The following is a 23366-nucleotide window of genomic DNA, read 5'->3' on the forward strand; positions in this document are numbered from 1 at the left end:
AGACGCTGACAGGCGCGGGCTATGACGCCGTGCGGATGAACATAGCTAAATGGGGCATACGAACTCTCGGATCGTGCGCATATGTTAAGAGCAGCCTAGAAACTTCAATCCGTCCGAAGCCAGTCTTTGGGGTAGAGATGCTCAACCGACCTTCAACATACCAATCGTCCTTAGAGGGCTTCGCGTGCGCATTCGCCTTTTCCGCTGCTCGCTTGACGAGTTGGGTTTGGTGCTTTGAATCGCTGATTCCTCGCTCTGCTATCTCGGAAAGTTGCCTGATCGCGTATCTCATCTCGGGGCGCAGCCCGGTCACGCGACCTTCGAAGACCGACTTCCAATTCATGTTGATCGGGAGGCGGATGGACGAGTATGTGTCGGAAAGTGCACGCAAGTCTGCTGGGAGTGGGCCCGCCTTTGCAGCATCAGTGTGAACATGCAAGTGGTCCCAATGAGCCTGCAAATCTGTATAGATAGTCGATCCCGTAAATGCCGCCAAGTAAAGCGCTGCTTCGAGCCCATAGCCCTTGATCATTTTGACCTCGCCTTTGTCCTGTCCAGCTTCTAGGGGCTGCATCAAGGTCAGAGGATCTTGGGCATATTTCCTTTTGACCTCGGCAACAGCCGCCTCAATCACTTCAGCGGAGGTACCAGGTTGGCTTTCGACAATCAGCTTGTGCAGTCGGTCGGCGGGCAGACGGCTTAGGGTTCGCATGAAGTCATCTCGCGCCAAATCGAGCAAGCTGTCCGCGCTTTTGCTATCCAATTCCCAGTCTTTTGTACGTTGCTCAGCCATGTGCATTACGCTGTTGGCAAACGTGATGTCGACGTCCATAGGGTTGGGGACGAGGTGAACGTATCCGGCATCTATGAAAGGCTCAAGTATGAAAAGAGCGTAGATGTTCTTGAGCGTCTGTTGCTTGTAATCGGAAGGTCGATGCGTTGGACTGAACTCCGGGCGGATGAGTGCTGCATTCACAAAAGGGTGCGCAACAATTACTTGGTCGAAATACTCCAGCCATCCAGTGACGACTGGTGCAATCGTTCGCGCATCAAGAGCTCCTAAATAGACGGCCCTGAAAACGTCCTTCCTAGCTCGGGGTAACAATTCAGCCAGATCAGTCTCGGTAGGCCACAGGTCGGAATAGAGTTCGTGGATCGCTACGACCTGATCATCTCTGATTTCTCGACGCACGTCCTCCCACGACCGCCCCGCATCGAGTCCGAGCATGTGCGTGACCTCCCGGCAGAGGATGAGGTTGCGCTCGCGGATACTCAATACATCCCACGTTGGACGGTCACCTTTCGCCAGTTGTTTGCAGCAGTTCTTGAATTTTGCTCCACTGCCGCAGCCGCAGTCGTCGTTTGGCCGGAGCTTATCTTTCAGTGGTTTCTTGGCGAGGTACTCATGGGACTTCGATTGCCTGCCAAACGCATCTTGATAGTGAACGTGGCCATCGGCGTATTTTACGAACATCTCTCCACCAAAACGCCACAGTTCGTCGCGTGGCCGCAGCGCTTCGGAAATGTCGGCCCATGTTCCAGAGTACTGATTCTCGGGATATAGCCACTCTCGCTTTCCCGCAGCAACGTATCGCTTCGATTGAGCCTTCAGCAGGAGGTTAATCTGAGTGACCGCCTCTCGCGAAAGGTGCCGCAATCGGACAAAGGCATCGGTCCTCACTAGGCCACCTCCCCGGTACCGCGCATTGGTACGTCTTTTCGTTAGGTCGGTAGTCCGAGGATTTTTCGCATATTCGACATGCGTGAGTATGAGGCAAGTATTCGCATTCAACGCGAAAACTGTTTGCGTTCCCAAGAGTGAAATCGAAGGATCCTTCGCCTCCGTGCCGCCGGCTGCGATGGGAACAATCGCCCTGTTATAGACAGCCACCGGATGATCGCTGACTATGAATTTCACGTCTGAGTGTTCAGCGGTGACGATCTCTCGCACTCCCTCTGCCCACATTGTGCAATGCATAAGACGTAGAGCCTGCATCTCGTGCATCAAATCGACCTGAGTCAGCTCCGGATAAGCTTCCTTGATCCAGTCGAGACCTTTTGGAGTTCTTAATTTCTGTGCATCGAGATATTCGAAAAAGTCTTGGAAGCAATCGTGAATTTCACTAGGGTTGCCAGAAACAAGTGCCCTTACCGCGGTCGAACCGGTTCGATCGATCTGGCCAAACAGAAACCTCTCGATGTCGTCATTTAGGTTATTTCCGAACTGCGTTGTGTAGAGGTCGAGAGTACAGAAGCACCTCTTCAATGGGAGCAATGAGACAGGCGGCCGGCGTTGGCCGCCACGTTGAGTTTCCGTCGCTGCCCCGACATCGTTCCCGCCCGGCCCCTTATCTAAGTAGTGAAGGCGGCTTTCGCCTGGTAACAAGAACTGCCTCTGGTACCAAACTGGCACATAGTGGTTGTTTCGAGTCAGATGCTGATTCATTGAACGTCGACAGCTTGAACGGAGGACGAATCGGATTATCCCACGGCAGTTCACTCTACGTGTAGCCGAATTGGCTCGTTCGGCTACACGTGCTCATAATTGCGCCTTCAAATAGAGAGGGATTCGCGCAGTTACTAGCCCGATCTTTTCCATAATGGTTTCTGCGAGTGCTGAAACTTTTATACCCGAAGCACGCAACTGTGACGCGACTCTGATCAATGCCCTGAACAGGCAGCCAGAGTTTGCACCTATGGCTGCTTCGGGTAGAACCCCGACCATCACGCAATCCTCACCACTCCCCCGCCCATTCCCCTATACTCCCCCCACTACCGCACCAACGGTAGCTCGGTGTGGAAGCCGAAAAGCTATAGGCGGACAGCCGCCGCTCAGGCGGCATTTTTACGTTCGCGCGTCTTTGCACGTCCCTATGGGCGGGCCTTGACGGGGGTGCGCTTGCGCACGCCGGGTCCTATAGCTCCGGTCTTCCAACCTTGTCTCGTGCCCGCCCACCCCGTTTGGAAGCGGGGAGCGGGGTCGTCGCCACTATAGGAGGCACCCATGCCCCAGCACCCCCTCACCCAAAATCCCTGGTCCATCGACACCGACCCTGAACTCGGACTTGTCGCCCTGGCGCATCTTCATCACATCGACCGCACCCGCCACGCCATCGACGCCATCGCGCGCTTGGTCGGCAACAGCGCCTTCGAACCTGACGCGACCGGCAGCAACCCCCTGGACGCATGGACCATCGCCGCATTAATGGGCGGGGTTCAAAGCATGTGTGACTACGTTGGCACGCTGACCGATGCAATGTTGGAGCAGGCCCGCTCAACAGGCACCGATGCGGGAATAGATCGGTCGCTGCGCCATGCAGCCAGCCCCATCCCATCCTGACCGCCGCCAACGGTGCGCCCCCCTACACAGCCCCCAACAACACCGCCGAATCCCCCGTGCGCCATACGTTGTAAACCGTGTTCCGCGTTATCACCCAGCCCTCCCCCTCTTTAGCCAGTTCAACGTCGTAGCGGTTCTTCATCAAATAATGGCGAGTGGGATCGCTCCGGGACACATGCTGGGCTTCGACCAGTGCATCCATGCGCGCAAGATCGCCGTCAATCGCAATCCGTTGATTGCTCACAGAATGCGTCGTGTCCAGCTTCGCAAGCGCCCCGGCAAGCGCTGAGACGATGTGTTCCCTGCCCTGGATAACGGGAAAATCGAAGCCGGCCTTGGCGGCGGCGGGGCCGAAGTCCGAGATGGCGTGTTCAGCCAGGGATGAGGCCAGAAGGTGCTGGTCGCGAAGGTCGATGCCGGCGGTGAAACGATGCAGGGCGTCGATGATGGCAAGCTTGTCGGCGGTTGCGTTGGGAAGCGTGGGGGAAGTCGTCATAGGGTCTTTGTTATTCCAAGAGGGTTATTCAAGATCGGCGTCGATGCGTTCAATCAAACCATCGGCGTTGACTGCGAATTTGAGGACCCCGATCTCATGGCCGAAGTCGCCTGTGAAATCGACCCGGGCGACTGTCTTGCCGTCGTCCAACTGCTGGATCGACAGCAGCCTGCTGACGGTCTTGTAGCCGACGAAGAATTGCTCCAGATACCGGCGTATGCCTTTGGCGCCGACAAAGGCATCGCCAACCGATACATCGTCAATGATGGCGTCGGGTGTGAAGAGGCGCAGCGCGCCGTCGACGTCGAAGGCGTTGGTGCAGGGAAGGAATGATTCCGCAGGGGCTTTCATGTGTAGGCTCCTTAGCCTTGGACGATGGTGGTATCGGCGATGGTTTCGGCAAAGCCCTGGCCGAACAGCGCTGCCGGCGTTTGAAAACCCGGGCGGACTTCTCCGCCTAGCACGCGCCTGCCGGCCTCGGCGGCTGCGGTGGCAGTGAACGTGTAGCCGTTCACGGTGTCGAGCACCGACCGAATGATTTCGCCGTTGGACTGGGTAATCTCCACAACCGCTTGATACCGGTTGGCCAAGCGCTCTGCTTCGTTTGGCCCGTCGGGTAATGCCGAAAGATCCCCTTGCGGGAATCCGCCGCCGGACACGTGGACGAACGTTTCAATGTTCGGCACGTTCGTCGACCGCCACAGGGTGATGAGGTCGGGTAGCGTCACCTGAAAGCAGTCCACGTGGCCTTTACCGAAGTCGAGCTTGCGGGTGGACCCGGCTGGCACGGCCGCCAGCTTGCCGTTGACGCGGGCCAGGGTTTCAGTGGTGACGCTGCCCATGGCGCTGATGGCCGAACCGCGCGACAGGCCGCCCGAAACGTTCATGGCCACGCTGATGTGTGCGGGGTGGCTTGCCCGGGCGACGGCATGCGCGACCAGGCAGCCAAGCATGGCAACGCTGCCGCCGCTGCCTGGCAGCAGCATGACCCCGGCTGCTTTGGCGTCGGTATCGAGCTGCTCGGCCACGCGGTAGCCGTCAAGTTCCGCGGCTACGTCAAGATAATGGACGCCATTGCGAATGGCCGCCCGCATCAGCACATCGGCGGTGCTGGCAAACGGGCCGGCGCAGTTCAAGAGCACGCCGACATCGCGCAGCGCATGGTCGATGACGGTGGTGTCGTCCAGCGCAAACACGCGATACTCCACGCCTAGCTGCGCGGCCAGCGTTTCCAGTTTTGCCTTGCTACGGCCGGCCAGGACAAGCGGCGTGCCTGCCGCCCGGGCGTGTTCCGCCGCCATGCGGCCGGTGTAGCCCGTCGCGCCATAAATCATGAGCGTTTTCATATCAGTGGTGCCGTTCCTTGTAGACAGATTTCAGGCGATGGCCTAGTGAAATCAGAATACGTTTCGGCCCCACTCCCCACTCACCGGATCCTGCCCGAACATTGCCCATTTCTGCTTTTTCCTTGAAGGGCGGGTTGGCCTCTGTTAGCGTCGGCCCATGGAAAAGCAATTGCAAGAATTAAGGGTTCTGGCCAGCCGGGCCGAGAACCGGCCCACGGAAACCGGCATTCCGCGTGTCGCCATGGTCCAGGGTGAAATTCCCGAGCACCTGCTGGCCGCCGTCTACGACCCGATGATCAACCTGATTCTGACCGGATCCAAGACGATGACGGTCGGCGACAGAACCTTTCGCTATGACCCGGCCACCTACTTTGTGATGTCGGTGGACCTGCCCGCCGTTGGCGCTATCCACCCGGACGCAAACGGGGCGCCGTATCTGGCCGTGAGCTTGACGCTGGACCCCGCAATCGTGGCATCGCTTATCCACGACCTGCCCGTGGAAGTGTGCAGCACGCTATTTGATTCGGGGTTCTCGGTTGCGCCGGTGAATAGCGAACTTCTTGACGCGTGGGTTCGAATGCTTCGGCTGATGGATCGACCGAACGAAATCGCGGTTCTTGCTCCCGGCTATGAACGCGAGATTCTGTTTCGGGTGCTGCAAGGGCCGCTTGGTTGGATGCTGCGAGACATCGCCACGCCAGACACAGCGCTTTCGCGTGTTGGCGTGGCTATTCACTGGATACGCAGCCACTTTGCCGAACCGATACGGGTCGAGGCCTTGGCCGATATGGCGGCGCTGAGCGTGTCGGCCTTCCATCGCCATTTCAAGGCCGTGACGGCATTGAGCCCGTTGCAGTATCAGAAGCGCATCAGGCTGCTACACGCACGATCACAACTGTTTTCTGGCCAAGGCAACGCCACGTCGGTTGCGTTCGACGTCGGCTACGAAAGCCCAAACCAATTCAGTCGGGAGTATTCCCGCTTGTTCGGATTACCGCCGTCCCAGGACCTTGCAAAGGCCACGAAAACCATTCGCGGCGATATTGCAGTCTGACACCTTATATCTCTGAAACCTTATCTCGGCGGTCAGCCCGGACCGTCGCTCGCAGCCGCAAGAAGCGGCACCAAGATGTCGCTGATCGGCGTCGGAACGCCATGCGCCCGGCCGCGACGCGCGATGATGCCGTTGCGAATATCCCATTCCAGTGGCCGGCCAGCTTCGCGATCCGCGAGGATGGACGTGCCCATGTCCGCGGGTGCCGACTGGAATTTGTCGAGAATCTCTTGCGACACTTCGTCGCCAAGTTCAATGCCCTCTGCGCGTGCCACGGCCAAGCATTCCCGCAGGTAGGCCAGCGCCAGCCCGGCGATGTCAGGACGGCCGAACATGCCCGAGCGACGAGACGTGAGCACCATGAGTCCCGCCACGGCGTTCTGCATCAGCTTGCGCCAGGCGAGAGCGCTGAAGTTTTCGGCCAAGTCCACGTAGCACTGCGTGCCTTGCAGCGCTTCGGCCACGACGCGGGAAGCAGACGTATCAGGCAGCGTCAGGCGCACGTCGCCGCGCAGGCGTACCGAGCCATCGGATTGCGCCTGTGCCGGAAACCACACGACAGCGGGAACGATTCGTCCGCGTGGAGCGCGCGGTCCAACCTTCTCTAACTGCTCGAGCCCGTTCTGCAAGACGCACACGACTGTCTCTGGGCCGACCAGCACGGCGAGCCATTCGGCTGCCGCCTCGATCTGCGTGGTCTTGACGGCAAGAAAGACAAGATCAGCCGTACGAGTAATCTGCGTTGGGGTCGTCCGAACCGGACCGGGGACGGTCGTAGAGCCGCCGCCCTCTAGCAGCGTCAGGTGATCGCGGGGAGTCCGTCCACACAGCAATGGCGTGCGGCCGACCTTATGCAGCATCGCCGCGACTGTGGTGCCGATCGCACCAGGACCCACTACAGCAATAGGGTTGGTTTCAGTGTTCATCAAAGCGGATTCCTTTATGGGGCCATCTCGCGTGTCGCATGATGGGTGCCGTGGTGGCGCCAATTATCCGTCCAGCTTGAATTGACGGCGAGCGTTGGGTAGATGCTTCGTTCGTTATTTAATACAAACTATGATTGCAAAAAAGTAAATCAACAGAGGGCAGCCGTGCCACGTCCCGATCTCAATCTTCTTCTGGCGCTGGATGCGCTGCTCGACGAGGGCAGCGTTATCGGCGCCGCGCGCCGCATGCACTTGAGTGCGCCGGCGATGAGCCGCACCTTGAGCCGCATCCGCGAGGCGCTGGGCGATCCCGTGTTCGTCCAGGTCGGCCGCAAGCTCATGCCTACCCCCAAAGCGTTGGCACTGCGCGAACAGGTGCGGGCAGCGGTCGAACAGGCCTCGCAGGTGTTCGCTTCCGATGCCGAGATCGACCTGAAATCGCTGGATCGGCGTTTCAACGTGCGCGCCACCGATGAGTTTGTGAGTATCCATCTGGGCCATCTTCTGGATGCGATGGCGCGGGACATGCCACGGGCGATGCTGCGCTTTTCGCCGGAGGAAGACGACGTGGACGAAGAGGCGCTGCGCAGTGGTCGCATCGACCTGTTCATCAGCGCTTCGCGCAAGCTGGGGCCCGAGATTCGTGTGCAGTCCCTGTTCACCACGACGTTCGTGGGTGTCGCGCGCGCCAACCATCCGATTTTCGACGACGAGATCACGCCCGAACGCCTTACCCGCTGGGAGCACATCAACGTGTCGCGGCGTGGCAAGGCCGCCGGGCCGCTGGATGACGCGCTGGAAGCGCAGGGCCTGCGCCGGCACGTCGCCCTGGTGGTGCCCAATCCGTACACGGCGCTGTTCGCATTGCAGGATTCGGATCTGCTATTGCCCCTGCCCCGGCATCTGGCAAGCGCCGCGCTGTCCGCAGGCCTGCGCATTCGCGTATTCGACCTGCCGACACCGCTGGAAACGGTGCTGCTGACACAGGCCTGGCATCCGCGCCTGGAGGGTGATCCGGCCCATCAATGGTTGCGGCAAACCATCCATACGCTCTCCAACGAGAGCCAGGCACAGGCGGCCAAGCGCGCCAAGCCATAGGAAGGTGCTTGCCCCGATGCGTGCGTCTTACGCAATCGTTGGAGTGCAATAAATTCACTTTTCGGAATGATTGGGCCTACCTACAGTGATGCGTATTGATCTCTGTAGAAGGGTTGCAACGTGCATTCGGCGAACGTGCCTGAAGCAAATTCGGGCGTCTCTCCACGCCTTTCCCGGTTTCGGGACGGCTTGGCGCGTGGGCTGCCTTATCTTGATCTGACGACGCCACGCGCAACCTACGTAATGCGTTCGATCCTGGCCGCTTGCCTGGCCTTGGTGGTGGCTTATCTGCTGGAATTGCACGCGCCCTACGCGGCGGCTTCCAGCGTGCTGCTCGTCATCAACCCTGTCCAGGGCGGCGTGATCGGCAAGGGGGTGTGGCGGGTGCTGGGCACGCTGGTCGGGATGCTGGCGGCCTTCGTGCTGATGAGCGCCTTCGGCCAAATGCCCTGGCTCTTTCTGTTCGGGTTCGGCGTGTGGCTGGGGGTGTGCGTGGTGGGCATGACGCTGCTGCGTCATTTCCGGGCCTATGGCGCCACGCTGGCGGGCTATACCGTGGGCTTGGCGGCCTACGGCGCCATGCAGCATCCGGAACGCACCTTCGATCAGGTGATGGGGCGTGGCGCGTCCGTGCTGATCGGCGTGGTTTGCCTGGCGCTGGTGTCGGCCGTGTTCAGCAGCCGCAGCGTACATAGCCGCCTGGCCATACTGCTCGACCGCCTTGCGGCCGCGACGGCGGGCGTGTTGGCGACGCATCACCAGGCTATTCAAGGCACCGCCGAGCCGGGCGCCAAGCCCCTGGATGCCGGACGACGCTCGCTCATCACCGAGGTATATGGCGTGGACGATCTGCTGGCGCTGGGCAAGGCCGAGTCCGCTGATCTGGCCCATCGTGCCGGCACGGTGCGGCACACGATGGTGTCGCTGTTTTCGGCCTTGGTAGGCGGCGCGCCGCCCCTGCGCGAACACAGCGCCGGTCTCGCTGTGCTGAGTGCGTTGCAGCCGGACTGGGAGGAAGCATGGCGGGAGGTCGCGCAGGCTCTGGCGCAGGAACGCGGCTCGGCCGAGCGCGGCCCGACAGGACACGGCCCGACCTCAACGACACGAGCCATCGAACGACTGAACGCCCTGCGCGCCCGGCTGGTGGCGGTCCTGTCCGCGACCTCGCTGGACGATGCCTCCGAGCAAGCCGCCTTGATGATCGCAGGCGATCGCTTGATCGAGCAACTGGACGATTACCTGCAAGCCATCGAAGGTATCGAGCGCTTCCACCAAGCCACACCAACGCCGGCGCGCGTGTCCGTGCCGTTTCACCGCGACACGGTGGCGGCTTTCCAGAATGGCCTGCGCGCCTTGTTGACTGTGTTGATGGGAGGCGCCTTCTGGATCGCCACCGGCTGGACGGAAGGCAACATGATGCTGGCGGGCTTGGCGGCGGCATGCGCCCTGCTGTCCACTGCGCCCAATCCCGCGCTGGGCGCGGTCGAATTCATCAAGGGCACGGTGGCCGCCGTGGCGATGGCCTTTCTGTGCACTTTCCTCGTGCTGCCGCACGTCTCGGGCCTGCCGCTGCTGCAGGTGACCCTGAGCCTGTTCTGGTTGCCTGGCGTGTATGCCACCACGATGCCGCGCCATGCGCTGGCGGGCGTGGCCTATCTGGTGGCGTTCACGACCCTGGCGGCGGCGGACAACCCCATGCGCTACGACTTTGCCCTGTTCCTCAATGGCGCGGTGGCCTGGATCCTGGCGACATGTTTCACGCTGCTGGGCTTCAAGATCGTGCTGCCGCGCAACGGGGCGCGCGACGTCACGCGCTTGCGCCAGCGCATCCGCGACGCGGCGCTGGCCACCTTGCGCAACGAGCCGCCCGATGCACCAGCCTGGCAATGGCGCCAGCAACACCGCATCGCGCAACTTGGCGCCTTGCTCAGGACGCAGCCGCAGGCGATGGATCGCGCCATCGCCCAGGCGCTGACCAGCCTGCATCTGGGTCGGGAAATCCTGCGCCTGCGACGCTGGCTGCGCCAGGCGCCCCACGACGCCGAATGGCCGTGCGTGGTGGCGCGCACGCTGCGCCATCTGCGCCAGCGGGCCGATGATCCCGCGCGAGCCGCACGCCATGCCCGCCGCGCAGCGACCTCCTTGGCGCGTTTGCCGTTGCGGTCCAACGCCACGATGGATGAGGTGCGGCGCGTGGCGGTCGTACTGCTCGACATCGCCGCGCTGCTGGAACGCCATGCGAACGACGTTCCGTATTCCTCTGAAGGCCACACCCATGCTCAGTGAATTTTCTTTGGCCGGCATCTACCTGCCACCGTTCCTTGTGTACGCCTGCCTGGCGCTGCCTATCTATATGGGCCTTCGCTTCGTGTTGGTGCGTTGCGGGGTGCTGCGCTGGGTGTGGCATCCGGGCCTGTTCGAGTTCGCCATTTCCCTTTGCCTTGTTTCCCTGTTGGTGCTTTATGTCTGAACGTTCGTTTCCCGCCAAGCTCCTGCTGCGCGCAGGTCTCACCCTGGCGGTGGTCGTTGCTGCCGGGTTTCTGGTCAGCGCGCTGTGGCGCGCCTACGTCGTCGCCCCCTGGACCCGCGATGGTCGGGTCAGCGCGCATATCGTGCGTATCGCTCCCGAGGTGTCAGGCACCGTCGTCGAGGTCTCGGTCATGGACGATCAATACGTCAAACAAGGTGACCTGCTCTATCGCATCGACAATGCCAGCTTCGCGCTGGCGTTGGCCCAGGCCGAAGCACAGTTGGCATCCGCCGAGGTGTCCTTGCGCCAGAAAACCGACGAGGCGCGGCGGCGCCGGGGCATGGAAAGCCTGGTGCCGGCCGAAGACATCCAGCGGGCGAACCAGGCGGCCGCCATCGCCCGGGCCGACCTAAGCAGTGCACAGGTCGCCGTGGACAGGGCGAAGCTGGATCTTGCACGCACTGAACTGCATGCGCCAACCGATGGCTACGTCACGCGCCTGCGATTGAGCAAGGGCGACTACGCCGTGACGGGCCAGCCCAACATCGCCCTGATCGACGCCCACAGCTTCTGGATCACCGGCTACTTCGAGGAAACCAAACTGCGTGGCATCCAACCCGGCGCTTCGGCGCGGATCCGCCTGATGGGGTACGACCAGGTGTTGCCGGGGCGGGTAGCCAGCATCGGGCGAGGCATTACCGACAGCAACCAGCAGGCCGACGCGCAGGGCCTGCCAAGCGTGGAACCCAGCTTCAGTTGGGTGCGGCTGGCGCAGCGCATCCCGGTGCGCGTCGAGTTCGAGCATGTCCCGCATGACATCCTGCTGGCGGCCGGCATGACCGGCAGCATCGAAGTCACGCCCTCGCCAGGCGCGGCGGTGCCCCAGGGCCGCCTGATCTCGCTGCTACACCGCTGGATGTGAGGACAAGGCCATGCATGTACCTATCCCTCGCACTTGGTCGCGCCTTCGGCAGGCGCTGCTTCCTACCCTGTTGGCATTCCTGACCGGCTGCACCACCGTGGGCCCGGACTACCGCACGCCGACGCTGGATGTGCCCGCGCACTGGATTGATACCGACGCCGCCATGTCCAATGGCGACCACGATGGCCTGCGCACCTGGTGGCGCACCTTCCAGGATCCCTTGCTCAACCGCCTGGTCGCACAGGCCCTGGCGCACAATCAGGATCTGGACATCGCCTTGGCACGCCTGCGCCAGGCCCGCGCCGAGCGCGTGCAAATCGCCTCGGCCGCCTTGCCCGAGGTCTCGGTCGGAGCTGGCGGCGAGGCAACACTCGGCAGCAAGGCACTCAGCTCGCAGCCTGGCGGACAGACGCGAGCCTGGCATCTAGGCTTGGATGCGAGTTGGGAGCTGGACCTGTTCGGCGGCACGCGCCGCGCGGTCGAGGCCGCCGATGCCGGCATCCAGGCCTTGGCCGAGGACCATCGTGCACTGCAAGTAAGTCTGGTCGCCGAACTGGTGGCCGATTACGCCGGGCTGCGTGCCGCGCAACTGCGCCTGGCCATCGCACAAGACAACATTCGTACGCTGGCCGAAACCGAGCGCTTGGCTGAACAAGCGCACCGCAGTGGCCTGGGCACGCTGGCCGACGTCACCCTGGCACGCGCCGAGCGCGAAACCGCCGAGGCGCAGCCGCCCTTGCTGGACGCGGAAATCGCCCGTTTCAGCCATGCCATCGGTGTGCTGGCGGGCGGGTTTCCCGGGGACTGGCGTGCCGACCTTGCAACGTCCGCGCCGGCTTTGCCCATGCCAGCCGACCTGCCTCTGTCGCTGCCGTCGGACGTCATTCGCCAACGCCCCGACCTGCGCGCCGACGAACGACGCCTGGCCGCCGCCACCGCGCAAATCGGCGTGGCGCAGGCCGCACGCTTTCCCACATTCCGTATTCCCTTGGGGCTGGGCACCACCGCCAGCGTCATCCACGACCTGTTCTCAGGCGCCAGCCTGGCGTGGTCGGCGGCCGTGCAGGGTAGCCTGCCTCTCTACGACGCCGGCCACGCGCGCGCAGGCGTGACCGCGGCACAGGCGAACGCCGACGCCGTACGGCGCGTCTACGAGCGGGACGTACGTTTGGCGCTGCGCGACGTGGAAGACGCCTTGACCGCATGGACCAGCCAACGCCAACGACAAGCCGCGTTGCAGAAGGCCGTGGCCGCCAGCCAACAAGCCCTGGAACAGACCCGCCAACTCTACGCGCGCGGGTTGAGCGCTTACCTGCCGGTGCTGGTGGCGCAGCGCAGCCTGAACCAGGCACGCGATGCGTTGGTCATCAGCCAGTTGGGGCAATTGCAAGGAGGCATTGCCTTGTACAAGGCGTTGGGGGCTGGGTCGTCGGACACGGCATTGGCCCCTTAGATGCCGGCGTGAGCAGCCGGCACATTGAAGCCGCCCACCCTCAAAACGGCACCATCACCTTCAACGTCCCGCTATGGCTGCGCACGTGCTCAGAAAACTGCCCGTCATACTGCAACCGAAAATCCACGCCCCCTGCTCGCATCACATGCAAGCCCGCCCCCACCTTCCCCACCACATCATCAATAGGCAGCGTCGTATCAAACGACCCCGTCCCGGCAGGCGCGCCGCGCAGGCGTGCGCTGGACGTCCAATCATTCTTCGACAGGAACGACACACCCGCGTACAGGAACGGCCGCAGTACCGCGCCGTCGGGCAGCTCTGCGCGTCCGCCGAATTCGATCATGGGTGACAGGCCCATGATGAACTGGTCGTTGCCGTCCACCGACAAGGCCAGCGGGTTTGATCCCGACTCCTGGTATCCCGGCATGCGGGTATAGCTGGCGTCGACATCCAGGTAGGGCTTCACATACATGTTGTCGTAAGCGAAGGTGCGGGCGGCGCGCAGGCGCGCGTTGAAGCCGTAGACGTCGGGATGGCTGGTCAGGGTGTCTTGGTATCCCGCAATGTCGATGTTGCGATCCATGCGATAGCCGCCGTAGCCGCCGCCCACCGCCGCCGAGAACACCCACTGCCCTTCCTCGCGCTTGACCACCGCGCCGATATAGCCGCTGTCGCCATCGCCGCGTACGTTGCCGTTGGTGGCGCGCACTTTGCTGTTTTCATAGGCAGCCGAGCCGCCCACGAACCAGCCCGGGCTGACTTCACGCTGGCCGCCAAACTGGTAGGTCACCGTGTCGTAGCTGAAACCCGTCGTGCCCTTGCTGCCGTCCTGGTCGGTGGAGCGGCCCGTTACCTGGCCCCAGAAGCAATTCTGCTCGCCGGTAAAAGCGTCGACGCCGGTGAACGTGGGGCACGACATCATCCCGCCGGTGAATTGCCCAAGGTTTGCGGCCGACTGCACGGCGGGCGCGGCCGTGACGCCTGGCGACAGGCTGGCCACGCTGTCTTGATAGGTGCCCGCCCCCGCGCGCGAAGCCTGGTCCAACTGGCCGAACAGCGGCGCCAGGGCCGAGTTGCCGCCGGCGTCCCAGATGCGTTGAAGGTGACCCGCCACCTGCACTTGGTTTGACTTCAGTTGCATGGCCGGCGCATTGAAGTCGGCGGCCGACACACGGATTCGCGTGTCCTGGCCGACCTGGCGCGTGGCGTAATCGAAGACGGGGCTGTCCATGGCGTCCACGCTGCCTTGGGAACTGCCCTGCACCGTCAGCACCGTCAGCTCGCGGTCGGGCAGCAGCGCGGCGGCAAGCACGTCGATCTTGCCGTTCAGATCGCCATTGCCTTGCACCACCATTCGCGAGGCACGCATCTGGTCGAAATCCACGTCGGCGCGCAGTACGCCGCTATCGGCCTGACGGAAATTGCCGCTTACGGTCAGGGTCTGGAATTGGCCTGGCGAGCCAATCACGATCAGCCCCGAGTTGATGACGTTGGCCTGATACGCAACGGCCGCGTTGGCAACGCCGCCTGGCAGCACGTAGAAATTGCACGCGCTGGTGGAATCGCTGTTGCCGCAATAGACGTTGCCGGTGACGGTGCCGTAGGTGTTCAGGGTAAGAAAGGAACCCGCCGCCGTGGTGGAATCGCCATTGAACGTCAACGCCGTGTTCGACAACGCGGCAAGCGATCCGCCTGCATTGACGTTGACCACGTTGTTGTGGCCGTCCAGTATCCACACGCCCTTGCCGCTGTTGGTGCCACCCACCACACTGCCGTTGATGTTGACCGTTACGCTCTGTTCGCTTTGTCCGCCCTGGCTTTGCGCCATGATGCCCGTGGAATCCGAACCCGTTGCGCTAAGCGTTCCGCTTTGGTTGACGGTGACGCTGCTGGCATTGCCCGCGCTGCTGCTTACCGATCCCGCAAAGCCGCCCTGCGGGCCGCCGGCCAGGCCGCCGCCACCGCCGATGGACTGCGCGATGATGCCGTAGGAATTGGCGCCCACGGTCGACAGGTTTCCGTTAAAGGAAACCGATACGCTGCCGGCGCTGCTGGAGTTGAACGTGCTAGGCAGAAAGCCGGCCGAGTTCGTGGTGATCAGCTTTGTCGTGTCGCCCAGGATGCCGCCGCCGTCGGCGATGGACTGCGCCACAATGCCGTGCGCACCCGCGCCATGCGTGTTCAGGGTGTATTGCAGGTTCAGGCTTACCGAGCCGCCATTGGAATTGCCCCCGCCCAAAACCGTGGTGCCTACGCCGGTTGCCGTGCCGGAGGTAACGATGCCCCCGCCGCCACCGATTGATTGCGCGATCACGCCGATGGCCCGATCGCCATAGGTGTTCAGGTTCAGGCCGGTGGCCACATTGATGGCCCCACCCGTGCCGCCCACGCCAGCGCTGCCCGCGTGCAGGTTGAATTGCTGGCTGCCGGGCTTCGAGGCGGATGCCGTGCTGCCGGCCATTGCAATACCGCCGCCGCCGCCAATGGACTGCAAGACCAGCCCGTGGGCGCTGTCGCCGTTGGTCTGGATGGAGGCATAGCTGCCGCCGGCTACCGTGACGTTGCCGCCCGCTCCGCCGCTGCCACCCGTGGCCCCAACACGCAGCGAGCCCTTGGCCAGCGGCGATCCGGTGGCGCCCATTCCGCCGCCGCCGCCGATGGACTGCATGACGATGCCCATGGCGCCATAACCAGACGTGTTGAAGCTGTTGGTGCCGTTGCCATTCAGGAAGGCATTGATACCGTTGCCCGCGCCGCCGGATCCGCCGGAACCGCCCACCGAAATCGACACGTTGGATGTAGAAATGCTGGATGACGCGGTCGATGCGCCGCCCGCGCCACCGCCACCGCCAATGGATTGCAGTACCGCCGCGTCCGCGTAGTCGCCGAAGGTATTTGTGGAAGCGCCAAGGCTGGCGGGCGAGGAAGTCGTGCCTATCGCGCCGCCGTTGCCGCCAGCGCCACCGTTGCCGCCCACCGAAACGTTGAACTGGTACGTGGTGCCGGAATCGCCCAGCGACCCCGATGCGTTGTTCTCGCTGGTGCCACCCACCGCCCCACCCAGGCCGCCCGAGCCGCCAATGGTCTGCACCAGCAAGCCGTCTGCATCCGCGCCATGGGTGGTGATGTTGCCGTCGCTGTTCAGAATAATGGTGCCGCCGAAGCCGCCGCCGGTACCGCCGCGGCCGACCGACACAGTGCCCCGGACATCGGTGGTGCCGTCTTCGCTTTCACTATTGACGGCAAGCCCGACCTGACCGCCTTGCGACGCACCGCCGCCGCCGCCGATGGACTGAACCAGCACCGCGCGCGCGCCGTCGCCGTGGGTGACGACCGTGCTGGTGGGGTCGACGGTAAGCGACGCGATGCCACCCTGCCCGCCAGCCCCGCCGATGCCGCCCACGTTCGCCGTGATGGAAACGTTGGCGTCCACGTTGGGACTGCGCCCGGTGGCTGAGCCCACGCCGCCCGACCCGCCGCCGCCGCCGATGCTTTGCAGCACCAGGGCGTTCGCGGAGTCTCCCCAGGTGGTGATGGTGCTGCCCGCCAGGCTAAGCATGGCAGTACCACCGTAGCTGCCCGGCCCGCCGCTGCCGCCCACCGACGACTGAACGGTGCCGCCCACGGAGTCGCCCGTGCCAACCACCGTGGACAGCGCCGAGGCGCTGCCGCCCAAGCCGCCGCCGCCGCCGATGGATTGCACCAGCACGCCCTGCGAGTTGGCGCCGTAGGTGGTCAGAATCGAGTTGTTGATGGCCGACGACGCCGAGCCACCGCCACCGCCCGTTGCGCCGGAACCGCCCATTGCAAACGTCACCGCAACCCCAAAGGACGCGTCCTCGTCCGGAACGGCAATCGCCAGGGCCTTCGCCACCGACGCGCCGCCGGCTCCGCCACCGCCACCGATGGACTGCACGACCACGCCATGCGCGTCGCCATTGGTGGTGCCCGACGACCCTGTCGTCAGGCTTGCGTTGGAAACATTGCCCACCGCGGTACCGCCCGCGCCACCGCTGCCGCCGGTGCCACCCACCGCGACGGCGATGGCAAACCCCACGCCGGCGTCGTAGGAAGACGCCGCGCCGCCGGTCCCGCCGCCGCCACCGATGGACTGCGACACGATGCCGTAGGCATGGTCGCCGCTGGTATTCAATGTGTAGCCGTTCATGCCGACGGTGGACGAGCCGCCGTTGCCGCCGCCTCCGCCCTGGCCACCAATGACGGCCACGCCGCTTGCCGCGCCGCCGTCCCCGCCACCGCCGCCGATGGACTGGCCCAACATCCCGATTGACCCCGTCCCGCTGGTGCTCAGCCCGCCGGACTGGCTGATATTGACCGTGCCGCCAGACACCGCCGTGCCGCCCGCGCCGCCCAACGCGATGATGCCGCTGCTGACACCCGCTGTTCCGCCGCCGCCGCCAATGGCCTGCGCCGAAATGCCGTGGGATGACTGGCCGGTGGTCGAGATCGACGATTGGCTGTTGATCGTGACCGAGCCGCTGGCCCCGCCAATACCCGCATCGGCGCCAGCGTTGCCGAACAGTTCGAAGTTGCCCGTGGTGACACCACCGACGCCGCCCAGGGACTGGCCAAGAATGCCGATGGAGTCATCGTTCCGGGTCTGGATAGAGCCGCCGGTGGTGGTTACGGTGACTGCCTCGCCCGCGCCACCGCTGCCGGCGTTCTCGGGCGTGAAGTCGATGATGCCGCTGCTGGTCTCGACCCCGCCGCCCGCGCCGCCCTGGCTGATCGCCGAAATGCCGTGTGACTGCACGCCGTTGGTCTGAATGCTGGCGTTGCCGTTCATGGTGATGTTGATGGTGCCGCCGTTGCCGCCGGCCGCGCCGTTGCTGTCCTCGCGGCCCGCGCCGCCATTACCGCCCAGCGTGATCACATTGACGCCAGGCAGGTAACCGCCGGAAGTCGTGACCGACGACCCGCTGTTCAGCGTGACGGCGGTCGTGGTGTTGCCGTTGCCGCCGCCGTATCCGCCGATCTCGCCGCTGGTGTTCGTGATTGTCTGCGGGCCCATGCCGCCATTGCCCCCCAGCCCGATGACGACAATGCCGCCAGACGCATTCGTCAGGCTGGTGGGCGCTACCGTCGACGTGCTGGCCACGGAGACCTGGCCGCTGTTGACGACGCTCATCGCGCCGAATTGGCCACCGGTGCCGCCGTTATCGCTGCCGTCCTCGGACGTCATGCCGTTGCCGCCCTGGCTCAGGATATACAGGCCGCGTACGCTGCCCAGGGCCGACCCGTTGACGTTCACCGATACGTTGCCGGTGTTGGTGATGATGGTGGGATTCGAGTAGTTGGTCGCCCCGGCGCTGGAGCCGCTGCCGTTGTCATGCCCCCCGTCGCCAGCGATGGATTCGGCGCCGATGCCCCAGGCATAGCGCCCGGCGGTGCCGGTGACCGAAACGGTCGCGCTGTTGTTGATATTGACGACATTGCTACCCCCGCCATTGCCGCCGTTCTGATCGCCCGTCGCCGCACTGTCCTGGTTCCCGCCCACGACACCGATGCTGGCGCCGTAGATACCCACGCCGCCATACGGCAGGTTCGACACGCTGATGTTGCCGCTATTCGTGATCGTGACGGCTGAACCGTCGCCGCCCCGACCGCCGTTGCCCCCGCCAATCACCGTATCGCTGGCGTTGGCGCCAATACCACCGACCGAGGCGCCATAGATGCCGAACTGCGATCCTGAATCCGCCCAGATGCCGGGTCCGCTGCCTTGCCCGCTGGCGGTCGGTGCGTTCTGCACCGTGATGGTCCCGCCATTGTTGTTGATGGTGATGGTGCCGCCGTTACCGCCGTTCGTGGCGTTATTACTGGTGTCGCTGGACCCCATGCCGCCTGTAAGCCGAACGAAGATGCCGCCCTGTGGGGCGCTGGGCTGCAGCACTGCGCCGTTGTTGATCACCGTGTAGTTGCCACCGTAGTCGCCGATGTTGTCGCCGGTGCCGGCGTTGGCGGTATTGGTGACGGTCACCTGCGCCCCTGCCCCACCCTGGCTGGACGAAATGGTGCAGGTGGTGGAAGTGGAGGGATTGGTATTGACCGCGGGGCAACTCAAGGCCGCGGCGGCAGGCTGCGACATGATCAGGCCGACCGCCGTAACTGAAAGCAGCTCCAGCCAGTTCGCCGGACGCGGCAGCGATCGACGCGGTTCAAACCCAGGGCGCAAAGCGGCCCTTGCGCGCAAAGTTCGCGTTGCGGTCGCCTTCTTCATCTTCAACCCCTCGCAGCAAGCCCGTGACAACAGGCCGCATTAGTTTTCTGATTCATTCTGATGCCGTGGTTTTTATCACGCAGGCGTGTGGGCGTTTTGACGTTTCGACGAAACGCACTTTTCGGTCGACGAATCGGTGTCAGGCTTGTCAAAAAACCACAACGACAGTCCGTGCGCATCAGGCGGTCATTCTTGACGCGCAAGGTCTCAGTGACGAGCAGATGCAGCGCGCGATCCCGCTCCCAAGTTCATCAATGTGGGGCCGGTCGTTTAAGTCACGCCACATCCACCACGATTTTTCCGTGCGCGCTTGCGCTGGTGATTGCGTCGTAGCCCGCTTCTGCTGATCGCAGGTCGAACCGGCGGGGATCAAGATTCGGCCTGAGCTTGCCGGCTTCCACCAGCCGCGTGGCCTCGCGCAGCATGGCGCCGTGATGGGCGCGGTGCTGGCCGGTAAGAAGCGGATAAAGCGTGAATATTCCCGAATACGTGGCCTCGCGAAACGACAGCGGCGCCAACGCATGCGTGCCCCATCCCAACGCGCTGACGACATGCCCAAAGTGTTTGACCGCGGCAAACGCGGCATCCAGCGATGGGCCGCCAACGGTGTCAACAACCAGGTCAAAGCCCGCGCCCTGCGTCAACGAAGCCACATACGTCTCCACCGACTGCGCTTGGTAGTCGATGGGCGTTGCGCCCAGGCGAGCAACCAGATCATGGTCACGCAAGGCAGCCGTGGCAAAAACCTGGGCGCCCAAGGCGCGCGCCAGTTGCACCGACACATGGCCGACACCACCCGCGCCGCCTTGCACCAGCACGGTCTGGCCAGCTTGCAGGCGCGCGCGGTCGACGATGCCCGAATAAGACGTGATAAACGCAAGGGGCAACGCCGCCGCTTCGCGCATCGAAAGGTTCACCGGCTTGATGGCCAGCAAGTCGGCATCCACCACCGCATACTGGGCCAACGACCCCTGGATGCCACCGACACCACCCGTCATGCCATAGACCTCGTCGCCGACGTGGAACGCGGCTACGCCGGCCCCGACTGCATCGACCACGCCGGCCATATCGATGCCCAGCACCAAGGGCAGCGGATGCTTCGCGTGCGCGGCGCTGCCAGCCCGAATCTTGGTGTCCAGCGGGTTAAGGCCGCTTGCGGCGATGCGTACGCGCACCTGGCCCTGGCCCGGCTGCGGCATGGGGATTTCGGTCAATTCAAGCGGACCGTTGTAGCGGTTGATAACAAGCGCCTGCATGGTCATGATCAACTCCTTTCTGGTGTCTGGCCCGTCGAATGAACAGGTCCGTGCCTGCATCATTGATCATGCTATAACGCATGTAAATCAACGTTTCTGCACTTCAGTCAAACGAAAATGAATGACATGCATCTGGAATGGAGCGATGTCCGGGTCTTTCTGGCGATTGCCCGCTGCGGCACGCTGGGCGGCGCAGCGAAGCTCGTGGGCCAGACCCAACCGACCATGGGGCGCAGGTTGCGTGCGCTTGAGGAAGCGCTTGGGCACACGCTGTTTCAGCGCACCAGCGATGGTTTCGTCCTGACCGATGACGGCGCGGCCGTGCTGGCCTATGCCGAGCGAATGGAAGAAGAGGCGCTGGGTTTCACCCGCGTACTGGCCGGAAAGGAATCCCAGCTGAGCGGTCTGCTGCGGGTCTCTTCATCGGACTGGTTTGGCATCCACGTACTGACGCCCGTGTTCGCGCGCTTTCTGGCGAAGCACCCTGGCGTCTCGTTAGAGCTGCTTACGGATTCACGCCTTTACAACCTGGCGCGGCACGAAGCCGATCTTTTGTTTCGCATTACACCGTTCGACGAACCCGACGTGATCCAGCGCAAGCTGATGCACATCGACTACGCCTTGTATGGGCACGCCGATCTGGTGTCGCCATCACGCGGCGACGGCGACGGCTACACACTGATCAGCATGGACCGCGCCTTCGGTGCACTGCCCGACGTTGATTGGGTCAAGCGAATGCTGCCCAAAGCCAGGATCGTGTTCGGTAGCAACAACCGTGGCGTGCAGGCACGCATGTGCGCCGAAGGTTCCGGCTTCGCGGTTCTGCCGTGTCCGCTTGGCGATGCCACGCCGGGCATACGGCGCATTGACTTGGGCGAAGCGCCGCCGGGCCGCGATGTATGGCTTGGCTATCACCGCGACCTACGCCGAGTTGCAAGGCTGCGTGCCCTGCTGGACGTCACGGTTGCAGCATTGGCGTAGGCGTGAGCCAGACGCTGGGCCGTGTCATTCACCGGCCCAGATAATCCTCCACCGCACTCTCCACCGTGGGATGAAAGTGCGTGTCACTGAAAACCTCCGACAGTTCAAAGCGCTTGAGCTTGTCGCGGACCGGGTCCTTCATCTCGGCAAAATGCAGTGCGGCGCCCTGCTTGGCCAGAAGCTGGCTAAGCTCGCGCAGCATGTCGGCCGACGTCACGTCAACGCTGGTGACGGGTTCGGCGGCCACCACCACGCGCCGCACCGGCGTGGGCGACGCCTCGACGGCTTGCATCAGCCGTTGCTGAAACAGCTCGGCGTTGGCGAAGAACAGGGGCGCGTCCCAGCGGAACAGCACCAGCCCGTCTATCAGGGCAGCGTGAGGGTAGCGCTTCAGGTCGTGGTAGCCGCGCAGGTTCGGCACCTGGCCAAGCACCGCATAATGCGGGCGCCAGCCGTCCCACAGGAATTCGATGACGGCGATGACCACGGCCAGCCCGATGCCAGGAATGGCGCCGAACGCAGCCACGGCGGCAAAGCACAGCATGGATAGCCAGAACTCCCATTGCTGGATGCGATAGATGCGGCGCAGGTCCTTGAATTCGAACAGGCCGATGGCGGCGGCGATGACGACGGCGGCCAGCGCGCTGCTGGGCAAGTAGCGCAGCAGGTTGGGCGCCAGCAAGAGCAGCATGGCCACGGCAACCGCTCCCACGACGCCGGTAAGCTGGGTGCGCGCGCCCGCCGCTTCGGCCACGGGCGTGCGCGATGCGCTGCTGCTGATGGGAAAGCCCTGGAAGAATCCCGCCGCCAGGTTGGCCATGCCCAACCCCACCATTTCCTGATTCGGATCCACGCGCGTGTGCGTGCGCGCGGCATAGGTGCGCGACAGCACGCTGGTATCCGCAAACGCAATCATCGCCACGGCGCAGCCGCCAAGCACGATCGTGACCCAGTCCGCGTTGCTCAGCCACGGCAACGTGAATGTTGGCAGCCCTTGCGGGATCTCGCCCAGTACGTTGACACCCCGTGCATCCAGCCGAAACAGGCTGACCGCCAAGGTTGCCAGAATCACCGCAATCAGAATGCCGGGCACGCGGTCAAAGCGCTTTAGCAGCAAGATCACCGCCAGGGTCGCCGCGCCCACCGCAAACGCGTACCAGTTGGTGTGGCCATCGATAACCGCCCGCGTCAACAGCCACAGTTCCTGCAACGGGCCACCGCCGTCAATCGGAATCGCGAATATCTTGGGCAACTGGCTTGCCAGCACCGTCAATGCAATGCCGTTCATGTAGCCATAGCGGATGGGCTTGGACAGCAGTTCGGTGATGAACCCCAGCCGCAGCAGGCCCAGCACGATGCAGAACAAACCGGCGACGATGGCCATCAGGCTGGCCACGGCCACGGCGCGCATGGGGTCGCCCACGGACACGCTGAGCACCACCGCCAGGATCGGCGCGGCAAGCGCCGAGTCCGGCCCCAGCACCAGGATTCGGCTGGGGCCGAATATTGCATAGGCCAACAGCGGCACGATGGTGGCGTATAAGCCGTAGACGCCGGGCACGCCCGACGCCTCGGCATAGGCAATGCCCACGGGCACCAGCATCGCCGCCAAGGCCAGGCCGGCGGCCAGGTCGCGGGGCAGCCAACCAGCCTGATACGACCTTAGTACCGCCACCCCCGGCAGCCAGCGCAGCCAGAGCCGGGGTGGATGGTCGACGGGCGCGGCCGTGGGCGGCGGATAAGGCATGAAACACCTTGGCGGTAGCAACTGGGGGATGCATATGAA

The 23366-nt window shown here is 63.6% G+C and carries 16 protein-coding genes; 8 read left to right on the forward strand and 8 right to left on the reverse strand.

Annotated features, from left to right (window positions below; genetic code table 11):
• Nucleotides 1-19: 19 nt before the first annotated feature.
• On the reverse strand, nt 20-2446 hold the full coding sequence (locus WBR68_RS11785; RefSeq protein ID WP_230694333.1) for a DUF4238 domain-containing protein: 2427 nt from the start codon (nt 2444-2446) through the stop codon (nt 20-22).
• A 558-nt stretch (nt 2447-3004) separates the two neighbouring features.
• Here WBR68_RS11785 and WBR68_RS11790 point away from each other — a divergent pair.
• On the forward strand, nt 3005-3340 hold the full coding sequence (locus tag WBR68_RS11790) for a hypothetical protein (protein WP_230694334.1): 336 nt from the start codon (nt 3005-3007) through the stop codon (nt 3338-3340).
• 22 nt (nt 3341-3362) lie between these two features.
• Here WBR68_RS11790 and WBR68_RS11795 read toward each other — a convergent pair whose 3' ends face one another.
• The 3 genes from WBR68_RS11795 to WBR68_RS11805 are packed head-to-tail and all read right to left on the reverse strand — an operon-like array spanning nt 3363 to nt 5182.
• Nucleotides 3363-3836, reverse strand: a complete 474-nt coding sequence (locus WBR68_RS11795; RefSeq protein WP_230694335.1) for a nuclear transport factor 2 family protein — start codon at nt 3834-3836, stop codon at nt 3363-3365.
• A 24-nt stretch (nt 3837-3860) separates the two neighbouring features.
• The gene (locus WBR68_RS11800) at nt 3861-4187 is read right to left on the reverse strand and encodes a nuclear transport factor 2 family protein (protein WP_230694336.1); all 327 of its coding nucleotides are present in this window, start codon (nt 4185-4187) and stop codon (nt 3861-3863) included.
• 11 nt (nt 4188-4198) lie between these two features.
• On the reverse strand, nt 4199-5182 hold the full coding sequence (locus WBR68_RS11805) for a saccharopine dehydrogenase family protein (RefSeq protein ID WP_230694337.1): 984 nt from the start codon (nt 5180-5182) through the stop codon (nt 4199-4201).
• Between the two features lie 157 nt (nt 5183-5339).
• Here WBR68_RS11805 and WBR68_RS11810 point away from each other — a divergent pair, with 157 nt between their 5' ends.
• The gene (locus WBR68_RS11810) at nt 5340-6236 is read left to right on the forward strand and encodes an AraC family transcriptional regulator (protein ID WP_230694338.1); all 897 of its coding nucleotides are present in this window, start codon (nt 5340-5342) and stop codon (nt 6234-6236) included.
• Nucleotides 6237-6268: 32 nt separating this feature from the next.
• Here the strand turns inward: WBR68_RS11810 and WBR68_RS11815 are convergent, their stop codons facing one another.
• Nucleotides 6269-7162: an oxidoreductase gene (locus tag WBR68_RS11815; protein ID WP_230694339.1), complete on the reverse strand. Its 894-nt coding sequence runs from the start codon at nt 7160-7162 to the stop codon at nt 6269-6271.
• Between the two features lie 165 nt (nt 7163-7327).
• On the opposite strand from WBR68_RS11815, the gene WBR68_RS11820 reads away from it, so the two are divergent.
• From WBR68_RS11820 to WBR68_RS11840, 5 genes are all read left to right on the forward strand, one after another.
• Complete coding sequence (locus tag WBR68_RS11820) at nt 7328-8260, forward strand: LysR family transcriptional regulator (protein ID WP_230694406.1); 933 nt, start codon at nt 7328-7330, stop codon at nt 8258-8260.
• Nucleotides 8261-8503: 243 nt separating this feature from the next.
• On the forward strand, nt 8504-10546 hold the full coding sequence (locus WBR68_RS11825) for an FUSC family protein (protein ID WP_230694340.1): 2043 nt from the start codon (nt 8504-8506) through the stop codon (nt 10544-10546).
• Entirely contained in the window at nt 10536-10730 is a 195-nt protein-coding gene (locus WBR68_RS11830) for a DUF1656 domain-containing protein (protein ID WP_050446448.1), read from the forward strand. The genes WBR68_RS11825 and WBR68_RS11830 overlap by 11 nt, the downstream gene beginning before the upstream one ends.
• Nucleotides 10723-11652, forward strand: a complete 930-nt coding sequence (locus tag WBR68_RS11835) for an efflux RND transporter periplasmic adaptor subunit (protein WP_230694341.1) — start codon at nt 10723-10725, stop codon at nt 11650-11652. The genes WBR68_RS11830 and WBR68_RS11835 overlap by 8 nt, the downstream gene beginning before the upstream one ends.
• Before the next feature lie 10 nt (nt 11653-11662).
• Entirely contained in the window at nt 11663-13105 is a 1443-nt protein-coding gene (locus tag WBR68_RS11840) for an efflux transporter outer membrane subunit (protein WP_230694342.1), read from the forward strand.
• 40 nt (nt 13106-13145) lie between these two features.
• Here the strand turns inward: WBR68_RS11840 and WBR68_RS11845 are convergent, their stop codons facing one another.
• Both WBR68_RS11845 and WBR68_RS11850 read right to left on the reverse strand, forming a co-directional pair.
• Entirely contained in the window at nt 13146-19211 is a 6066-nt protein-coding gene (locus WBR68_RS11845) for an autotransporter outer membrane beta-barrel domain-containing protein (RefSeq protein ID WP_230694343.1), read from the reverse strand.
• 407 nt (nt 19212-19618) lie between these two features.
• A complete protein-coding gene (locus WBR68_RS11850; protein ID WP_230694344.1) occupies nt 19619-20605 on the reverse strand; it encodes a zinc-dependent alcohol dehydrogenase family protein in 987 nt (328 codons plus the stop codon).
• A 111-nt stretch (nt 20606-20716) separates the two neighbouring features.
• On the opposite strand from WBR68_RS11850, the gene WBR68_RS11855 reads away from it, so the two are divergent.
• Nucleotides 20717-21580: a LysR family transcriptional regulator gene (locus WBR68_RS11855; protein WP_127184387.1), complete on the forward strand. Its 864-nt coding sequence runs from the start codon at nt 20717-20719 to the stop codon at nt 21578-21580.
• Between the two features lie 28 nt (nt 21581-21608).
• On the opposite strand, the gene WBR68_RS11860 is transcribed toward WBR68_RS11855, so the two are convergent.
• Entirely contained in the window at nt 21609-23327 is a 1719-nt protein-coding gene (locus tag WBR68_RS11860; RefSeq protein WP_230694345.1) for a SulP family inorganic anion transporter, read from the reverse strand.
• Nucleotides 23328-23366 lie beyond the last annotated feature (39 nt).

The sequence above is a fragment of the Achromobacter sp. JD-1 genome, assembly GCF_038594925.1.
Lineage (GTDB): Bacteria > Pseudomonadota > Gammaproteobacteria > Burkholderiales > Burkholderiaceae_B > Achromobacter > Achromobacter spanius_C.

Coding starts and splice junctions, on each gene's coding strand:
- WBR68_RS11785 (WP_230694333.1), bottom strand. CDS start 2,446: ATGAATCAGCATCTGACTCGAAACAACCACTATGTGCCAGTTTGGTAC.
- WBR68_RS11790 (WP_230694334.1), top strand. CDS start 3,005: ATGCCCCAGCACCCCCTCACCCAAAATCCCTGGTCCATCGACACCGAC.
- WBR68_RS11795 (WP_230694335.1), bottom strand. CDS start 3,836: ATGACGACTTCCCCCACGCTTCCCAACGCAACCGCCGACAAGCTTGCC.
- WBR68_RS11800 (WP_230694336.1), bottom strand. CDS start 4,187: ATGAAAGCCCCTGCGGAATCATTCCTTCCCTGCACCAACGCCTTCGAC.
- WBR68_RS11805 (WP_230694337.1), bottom strand. CDS start 5,182: ATGAAAACGCTCATGATTTATGGCGCGACGGGCTACACCGGCCGCATG.
- WBR68_RS11810 (WP_230694338.1), top strand. CDS start 5,340: ATGGAAAAGCAATTGCAAGAATTAAGGGTTCTGGCCAGCCGGGCCGAG.
- WBR68_RS11815 (WP_230694339.1), bottom strand. CDS start 7,162: ATGAACACTGAAACCAACCCTATTGCTGTAGTGGGTCCTGGTGCGATC.
- WBR68_RS11825 (WP_230694340.1), top strand. CDS start 8,504: ATGCGTTCGATCCTGGCCGCTTGCCTGGCCTTGGTGGTGGCTTATCTG.
- WBR68_RS11830 (WP_050446448.1), top strand. CDS start 10,536: ATGCTCAGTGAATTTTCTTTGGCCGGCATCTACCTGCCACCGTTCCTT.
- WBR68_RS11835 (WP_230694341.1), top strand. CDS start 10,723: ATGTCTGAACGTTCGTTTCCCGCCAAGCTCCTGCTGCGCGCAGGTCTC.
- WBR68_RS11840 (WP_230694342.1), top strand. CDS start 11,663: ATGCATGTACCTATCCCTCGCACTTGGTCGCGCCTTCGGCAGGCGCTG.
- WBR68_RS11845 (WP_230694343.1), bottom strand. CDS start 19,211: ATGTCGCAGCCTGCCGCCGCGGCCTTGAGTTGCCCCGCGGTCAATACC.
- WBR68_RS11850 (WP_230694344.1), bottom strand. CDS start 20,605: ATGACCATGCAGGCGCTTGTTATCAACCGCTACAACGGTCCGCTTGAA.
- WBR68_RS11855 (WP_127184387.1), top strand. CDS start 20,717: ATGAATGACATGCATCTGGAATGGAGCGATGTCCGGGTCTTTCTGGCG.
- WBR68_RS11860 (WP_230694345.1), bottom strand. CDS start 23,327: ATGCCTTATCCGCCGCCCACGGCCGCGCCCGTCGACCATCCACCCCGG.